Source organism: Spongiactinospora gelatinilytica (assembly GCF_003236385.1).
GTDB classification, from domain to species: domain Bacteria; phylum Actinomycetota; class Actinomycetes; order Streptosporangiales; family Streptosporangiaceae; genus Spongiactinospora; species Spongiactinospora gelatinilytica.
The window spans coordinates 1-7525 of the sequence record NZ_POUA01000371.1 but is presented as its reverse complement, the minus strand read 5'-3'; the positions used below and the strand labels follow the sequence as shown (position 1 = coordinate 7525).

General features: G+C 73.0%; 6 protein-coding genes. 5 read left to right on the top strand and 1 reads right to left on the bottom strand.

Annotated elements, in window-relative coordinates; genetic code table 11:
* From C1I98_RS31895 to C1I98_RS31880, 4 genes are all read left to right on the top strand, one after another.
* Positions 1-261, top strand: a 261-nt coding sequence (locus tag C1I98_RS31895; RefSeq protein WP_199537360.1) for an arginase family protein, incomplete at its 5' end; no start/stop codon positions are given.
* Positions 262-344: 83 nt separating this feature from the next.
* Positions 345-1577, top strand: a complete 1233-nt coding sequence (gene cobA / locus C1I98_RS31890) for a uroporphyrinogen-III C-methyltransferase (RefSeq protein ID WP_111171077.1) — start codon at positions 345-347, stop codon at positions 1575-1577.
* Complete coding sequence (locus C1I98_RS31885; protein ID WP_233508359.1) at positions 1574-3574, top strand: GTPase family protein; 2001 nt, start codon at positions 1574-1576, stop codon at positions 3572-3574. The genes cobA and C1I98_RS31885 overlap by 4 nt, the downstream gene beginning before the upstream one ends.
* Positions 3571-5241 carry a GTPase family protein gene (locus tag C1I98_RS31880; protein WP_111171076.1) on the top strand — a complete coding sequence of 557 codons (1671 nt, stop codon included), beginning with the start codon at positions 3571-3573 and terminating at the stop codon, positions 5239-5241. Before C1I98_RS31885 ends, C1I98_RS31880 begins: the two co-directional genes overlap by 4 nt.
* 14 nt (positions 5242-5255) lie before the next feature.
* Here the strand turns inward: C1I98_RS31880 and C1I98_RS31875 are convergent, their stop codons facing one another.
* Positions 5256-6908, bottom strand: coding sequence for an outer membrane protein assembly factor BamB family protein (locus C1I98_RS31875; RefSeq protein WP_199537359.1), 1653 nt, complete (start codon positions 6906-6908; stop codon positions 5256-5258).
* Positions 6909-7154: 246 nt separating this feature from the next.
* Here C1I98_RS31875 and C1I98_RS31870 point away from each other — a divergent pair.
* A partial coding sequence (locus tag C1I98_RS31870; RefSeq protein WP_146607761.1) for a single-stranded DNA-binding protein occupies positions 7155-7525 on the top strand: 371 nt, incomplete at its 3' end.

Here is a 7525-nt window from a genome sequence, read left to right as displayed (position 1 = left end):
GCCCCCGGCACCGGAACCCCCGAGCCCGGCGGGCTTTCCGCCCGCGGGCTGCTCGACTCCGTCCGCCGGATCTGCTACGAACTACCCGTGGTGGGGATGGACGTCGTCGAGGTCGCGCCGCCGTACGACCAGGCCGGGATCACCGCCGCGCTCGGCAACCGGGTCGTGCTCGAAGCCCTGTCCGCGATGGCGCGCCGCAGGCGCGACGCGTCCGGGCACCCGCCGTGGGACCCACGTCAGCCGCTGCTGGACGGGCGTTAACGCACGGGCAGCGAAATCCGGCGGACTCAGCCGGTAGGTTTACCTCCTAACATGCAAGTCTCGCGAATGGGAGATCGGCCGCCATGTCCCCCTACCTGCTCGGTCTTCGCCTCTCCGGGCGGCGGGTGCTCGTCGTGGGCGGGGGCCGGGTCGCCCAGCGGCGCATTCCCGCCCTGATCGAGGCCGGCGCCGAGGTCACGCTGGTGTCCCCGAGCGTCACACCGGCGCTGGACGACCTGATCGCCGCCGGGCGGGTGACCTGGCTGGCCCGGCCGTACGCGGTGGGCGACTGCGACGGCGCCTGGCTCGTTCACGCCTGCACCGACGACCGCGCGGTGAACACCGCCGTGGCGGCCGAGGCGGAGGCCAAACGCGTGTGGTGCGTCCGCGCCGACGACAGAGACGCCTCCGCCGCCTGGACCCCCGCCTCCGGCAGGGTCGGCGAGATCACCGTCGCGGTCACCGCCGGCGGCGACCCGCGCCGGGCCGCCGGCATCAGGGACGCGGTGACCGGGGCGCTGCGCGACGGCACGGTCGACGCTCGGCGCAGCCGTACCAAGCCCGTCGGCGTCGCGCTGGTCGGCGGCGGCCCCGGCGATCCGGGGCTCATCACCGTGCGCGGGCGGCAGCTCCTGTCCCAGGCCGACGTGGTGGTGGCCGACCGGCTCGCGCCCCGCGTGCTGCTCGACGAGCTGCCTGCCGACGTGGAGCTGATCGACGCCGCCAAGATCCCCTACGGCCGGGCGCTGGCCCAGGAGAAGATCAACGAGCTGCTGGTCGAGCGCGCCCGCGCCGGGAAGTTCGTGGTCCGGCTCAAGGGCGGCGACCCGTTCGTCTTCGGCAGGGGCGGGGAGGAGATGCTGGCCTGCGCCCGCGCGGGCATCCCGGTGACCGTCGTCCCCGGCATCACCAGCGCAGTCGCGGTGCCCGGGGCCGCGGGCGTACCGGTCACCCATCGGGGGGTCAGCCAGGAGTTCCACGTGATCTCCGTGCACGTCCCGCCGGGCGACCCGCGCTCCACGGTGGACTGGGCGGCGATGGCGAGGTCGGGCGGAACGCTGGTGCTGATGATGGCCGTCGAACGAATCCGCGACGTGGCCGACGCATTGCAACAAGAAGGACGTTCGCCGGAAACTCCCGTAATGGTGGTACAGGACGGTACTCTTCCGACGCAGCGCGCTCTTTTCGCCACACTGTCCACTGTGGCCGAGCGCGTGACCGCGGCTGGAATACGGCCGCCGGCGATCGTGCTCGTCGGCGATGTCGTGAAGGTCGGGCAGGAGGTCGAGATGGTTCGAGCGGAGCGGATTCCGTGAAGTCAGCAGCCAACAGGCCCCCCGGGCTCGGGGACTCCGCCGACGACGACTCCGGCGTGCCCGAGACGGCCGAGCCGGAGAACGTCGGCGAGCAGACCGTGTCATTCCGGCCGATCCGCGACGACGAGCCGGACCCGGGAGCGCAGGACGCCGGGACCGGCGACCCTGCCGAGGCCCCCGGTGACGGCGCCGCCTCGGACGAGGCTGACGAGACCGGCGGGGCGGGCTCATGGGGCGGCGCGTGGGCCGCCGCCTCCGACGTCGATCCCGACGGCCCAACCGACCCAACCGGCCCCACCGGCTCCGAGAAGGAGATCCCGCTGCCCGACGAGGCGGCCGAAGTCCTCGCCGCGGCCCTCGGCTCCCTCAAGGAGACCATCGCCGGCCTGCGCTTCGGCGCGAACGCCCCAGGCGCGCAGGAGGCCGCCAAGGCGCGCGAGGAGATCATCGCCCAGCTCGACAACTACGTCGTGCCCCGGGTGCGGATGAGCACCGCCCCCGCCCTCGTGGTCGTCGCCGGGTCCACCGGCGCGGGCAAGTCCACCCTGGTCAACTCGCTGGCCGGGGCCAGGGTCAGCGCCACCGGCGTACGCCGTCCCACCACCGGCACCCCCGTGCTCGCCTGCCACCCCTACGACCGCGGCCGGTTCGACCAGGGCGGCCTGCTCGGCGGGCTCACCAGGGTCGAGGCCCCCGGCCCCGACACCGGCCCCGGCGACCTCGTGGTGGCCGCCAGCGAGCGGCTGCCGCAGGGCATCGCGCTGCTCGACAGCCCCGACATCGACTCCGTGCGGGAGACCCACCACGACGTGGCACAGCGCATGCTGGACGCCGCCGACCTGTGGATCTTCGTCACCACCGCCGCCCGCTACGCCGACGCGCCCGCCTGGCGGCTGCTGCGGATGGCCAAGGAGCGCGGCGCGCGGCTGGCCATCGTCCTTTCGCGGGTGCCCCCGCGGGCGCGCGAGGTCGTGGTCAAGCACTTCGTCCGCATGCTCACCGAGTACGGCCTGGGCGAGGCCGACCGGTTCGTCATCAGCGAGTGCGCGGTCGAGGACGGCCGGCTGCCGGAGGCCGAGATCGCCGAGCTGCGGATGTGGCTGACCGGCCTTTCGGTGGACGAGGAGCGGCGCGAGCAGGCCGTACGCGCCATGCTGGGCACCGTCCTGGACAGCTTCCGCACCCGTGTCCCGGCCCTCGCCCGCCACGTGGAGGCCCAGGTCGCCTTCCGCGCCGGGCTGCGCGCCGACGTCGACGACGCCTACAGCGGCGCGCTCGCCGAGATCGACGAGGTCACCCGGAACGGCGCGCTGATGCGCGGCGAGGTCCTGGCCCGCTGGCAGGACTTCACCGGCTCCGGCGACCTGGTGCGCACGCTCAGCATGCGCAAGCCCGGCAGGTTCGGCGGCAAGGCCGCCCGGCAGGCCCCCGAACGGCAGCGCGCGCTGAAGTCCGCGCTGCGGGCCGGACTGGAGGCCGTGGTCATCTCTTCCGCGCAGCGCGCCGCGGAGGGCGTGGCCGCGCGCTGGGCCGTTCGCGGCCCGCACGGCGAACGGCTGGCCGCCACCCCCGGCCTCGGCGACGCCACCGACGATCTCGCGCGCCGCACCGGGCGGGCCATCACCGCCTGGCAGGACCACCTCGTCGCGATGATCCGCAAGGAGGGCGTGACGAAGCGGACGGTCGCCAAGACCACCTCCTTCGACGAGGAGTCGCTCGGCCTGGTCTTCACCGTGGGCTTACTCGGGTACGGCATGCCCGAGATCGAGGGCGGTCCCGGCCCGATGCCGCAGCGGCTGCTGCGCGCCCTGCTCGGCGCCGAGTCGCTGCGCAACATCAGCGTCAAGGCCCGCAACGACCTGCGGGCGAGGATCAACACACTGTTCGACGAGGAGACACTGCGCTACGCCAGGGCACTGGACGGCGCGGGCATCCCCGACGAGACCGCCGCGTCACGTTTGTACCAGGCGACGTACAACCTTGAGGCCGCACGATGAGCACTGTTACCACCGGCACACCCTCGATCCCCGCGGGCGGCGGACGCGCCAGGCCCGGCCTCGGCTCCCGCCTGGCCGCCCTGTCCCGCCTGGTCGAACTCGGCGCGGGCACGGTCGATCCCGGACTGCTCGAAGACGCGACGCAGGTCCTGCTGCGTGCGGGCGACCGGCTGAAGCTCTCCTCCGAGCACACCGTGGTCGCGCTCGCGGGCGGCACCGGCAGCGGCAAGTCCTCGCTGTTCAACTCCGTCTCCGGGCTCGAGCTGTCGCCCATCGGCGTACGCCGGCCCACCACGGCCCGCACCCACGCGTGCGTGTGGGGCCTGGAAGGCGCCGGCCCGCTGCTGGACTGGCTGCAGATCGAGTGGCGGCACCGCTTCGCCAGGGCCAGCGCGCTGGACAAGGGCGACGGGCACCTGCACGGCCTGATCCTGCTCGACCTGCCCGACCACGACTCCATCCGCGCGCTCACCGACCACGAGGCCGACCGGCTCATCGGCGTCGCCGACCTGGTGGTGTGGGTGCTCGACCCGCAGAAGTACGCGGACGCCTCCACCCACCTGCGCTACATCGCCGAACTGTCGGGCCACGACGCGGTCACCGTCTACGCGCTCAACCACGCCGACCGGCTGACCCCGGAAGAGCTGGCCGAGTGCGTCGCCGACCTCACCCGGCTGCTGGAGAAGGAAGGCGTCAACAACCCCCGCGTGGTCGCCACCTCCGCGGTTGTCCCGCGCGGCTCGGAAGACCTCAAGGCCGTCCTCGCCGACACCGTCTCCCGGCGCAGGGCCGCGATCCAGCGCCTGGAGGCAGACGTCGAGCGGGTCACCCGCGCCGTGAACGAGCTATTGCCGGGAAGCGACCCGGCCGCGAGCCCCGCCACGGTCGACGCCGCCCGCCGGGTGGGGCTGACCGACGCGCTGTGCGACGCCATCGGCGTCCCGGCCATCGGCGAGGCCATGGAGAACGTCTACGCGGCCCGCTCGGCGACCTGGGTCGGCTGGCCGTACGCCCGCTGGGCCGCCCGGCTCCAGGGCGACCCGCTCAAGAACCTCCGGCTGGGCGAGCTGCGCGCCGAGATCGGCGGCGTGCCGGGCGGCGAGGTGAGCGCCCAGCCCGCAGAGGTGGACAACGCCGTACAGGCACTGGCCGACGGGTTGTCGGCGGGCATGCACGAGTCGTGGCGCAGCCGCGTACGGCAGGCCGCGCGCTCGCACGTACGGGACATCCCGCGCGCGATGGCCGACGAACTCTCCCTCATCGCCCCGCGCCTGGACCGCGTCCCCGGCTCCTGGCGGCTGCTGCAACTGTGGCAGTGGCTGCTGGTAGTGATCTTCGTCGTGGGCGTGGCCTGGTGCGGCGCGACCCTCGCGTACGGCGTGCTGGGCGCGGGCGCGCCCCCGTCCGCCCTCGGCGCCCTGTCCGACGCGAGCGCCCTCCCCTGGGTCGGCCTGATCATGGCCTCCGCCCTCGGCCTCGGCGTCCTGTCCGCCGTGGCCGCCCGCAACTTCGTGGTCCTGGCCGCGGGCAAGGAACGCGAACACGTCGAACGCGAGATGCGCCGCCGCGTCGCCGCCCTGTCGGAAAGCCTGGTCATCGCCCCGCTGGAGCACGAGCTGGGCCGCCACCACGACTTCTACGAGGCCCTTCGCAGCCTTGCACCGTAGCTCTCGTACGCACGTCAGCGGGGGCCGAAGGCCATGAAGACCGCGCCGTACGGGTTCGGGTAGGTGGGCAGGGGCCACGGGCCGTAGCCGGACTGGACGTACAGCATGCCGTGCGCGACCACGACCCCGCCCCCTGCGGCGATCTGCCCGCCGCGGCCGGTCAGCCCGTTCACCCCCTGGACGGCCTGCATCGTGTCGTACGCCCACAGCACCTCGCCGGTCTCCGCCGAGTAGGCGCGGATCTTGCCGTCCGTGCTGCCCTCCCACACCAGTCCGGGCGTGCTGGAGACGGCCGGGGTGTGAGCGAGCAGGCAGACGTCCGGATACTGCGCCGCGCCGCCGGTGGTGCAGCCGTCGGCCGGGTTGGGCGTCTTCCACAGCAGGCGGCCGGTGGCCGGGTCGAGCGCGAACAGCGTGCCCGGATCGGCCAGGTTGGTGGCCACGTAGAGCCGTTCGCCGTCGTGGCTGGAGCCCCACGGGATCCCGCTCGCTCCCCCGGGCCGTGGGGCGGCGAGGGCCCGCTGCCACACGATCCGCCCGGTGCGCGCGTCCAGCACGTGGTACACGCCGGACTTCTGGCCGATCCCGATCAGGGCACGCCCGCCGGCCCTGAACAGGTTGGGCGCGGCCCCGAGGTCGAAGTCGAGGGCGGTGCCGTCGGGCAGGTTGGGGCAGTATCCGGGGTCTCCCGGCGCGGGATAGAAGCATTCGAGGCGCCAGGTGTCCACGTCGGTCATCTTGCGGGTCCAGCGGGGGCGACCGGTGTCGGCGTCGATGGCCAGCACGGAGTCGTAGTGCCCGGCGCTGCCGGTGTAGTTCTGGCCGGTGCCGACGTAGACCGTGCGGGTGGCCGGGTCGATGGCGGGACTGCTCCACACGCCGCCGCCCGAAGGGGCGTAGCGGGTCCTGCCGTTCGGCCAGGTGCCGGCCTGGACCGGCTCGGGGATGGTGTAGAACCGCCACACCTGCTCGCCGGTGTCGGCGTCCAGGGCGTTGAGGTGGCCGCGGAACCGGCAGCAGTCGTGGTCCTTGCCCAAGGTGAACTCCCCGCTGGCGACGCCCACGTAGACCCGATCTCCGTGGACCAGGGGGGAACTGGTCACCTCGGCCGACAGCGTGTCATCCAGCCTCCTGGACCAGGCGAGCCTGCCGGTGCGCTGGTCCAGGGCGTAGAAGTAGCCGCGGGTGTCGCCGAAGAAGACCTTGCCCCTGGCGACGGCGGGGCCGTCCTGGACCTTGACCTCTCCCTGGCCGACCGTGGCCAGGTCGAACTCCCACTTGGGGGCGCCGGTCGCGGCGTCCTTGGCGTACATCTTGCCTTCGGGGGAGCCGAAGTAGACGGTGTCACCGACGACGGCGGGCTGGCTGCGCGGGTTGCCCGCTGCCTTCGGGTAGGTGAAGGCCCATTTGAGTTCCAGGCCGGCGACGTTGCGGGGGGTGATGTCGCGCTCGGCCGCGTTGTGCCGCAGGCCCCACGGGCCCTGCTGCCACATCGGCCAGTCCCCGCGGCCCGGCGTGCCTGCGGAGGTTCCGGGCGTGGGGGTTCCGCCCGTGGGGGTGGCGATGGCGGGGGTGCTGGTCACGGTGCCGGTCACCGCGAGGCACAGCGTGATCATCGCCGCGGCCGACGCCACCGCCAGTCGAGGAAGCCGTCTACGGGTCGTCATTGACCTCTCCTCGTCCGCTTCGGTATGCGCCTGATTAGGTCTCCCTTGCGAACAGTCACCAACCATCGCCTACGGTGACGATTCCCTATCGGTTTCCCTTTGGGCCGCGCGAGCGGTTATCCACAAGCGGACGGCCTGGGGCCTGTCATCCACAGAACGGCATTCGGCCGCTCCCCGCCCAAGCCGTCTGGGCCACCGTGGTTGCCGTAGGGCGGGCATGAGGCCCGCCATCCAGGAGGCATCCTCATGAATGACATTCAGATCACCATCAACGGCCATGTGGTCGCGGCCCCACGCCTGTACACCTTCTCCGACGGTTCCCGAGTGACCTCACTACGCGTCTGCACCACCAGCCGCTACTTCGACAAACGCACCTCCGAGTGGCGCGACGGCGAAAAGATCTTCTTCGCCGTCCGCTGCTGGCGCGCCCTCGCCGACAACGTCGCCCAGTCCATCCGCATGGGCCAGCCGGTCGTCGTCCACGGCCGCCTGCGCATCCGCGAGTTCGGCCCCGAGGGCGAGCGCCGCTTCATGGCCGAGGTCGAGGCCACCTCAGTAGGCCACGACCTCCGCTGGGGCATCGGCACCTTCAGCAAACCCCCGCGCCTCGGCCCCGC

Bases quoted from the DNA above. Each gene is read 5' to 3' on its own strand.
- cobA (WP_111171077.1), top strand. From the start codon at position 345: ATGTCCCCCTACCTGCTCGGTCTTCGCCTCTCCGGGCGGCGGGTGCTC.
- C1I98_RS31880 (WP_111171076.1), top strand. From the start codon at position 3,571: ATGAGCACTGTTACCACCGGCACACCCTCGATCCCCGCGGGCGGCGGA.
- C1I98_RS31875 (WP_199537359.1), bottom strand. From the start codon at position 6,908: ATGACGACCCGTAGACGGCTTCCTCGACTGGCGGTGGCGTCGGCCGCG.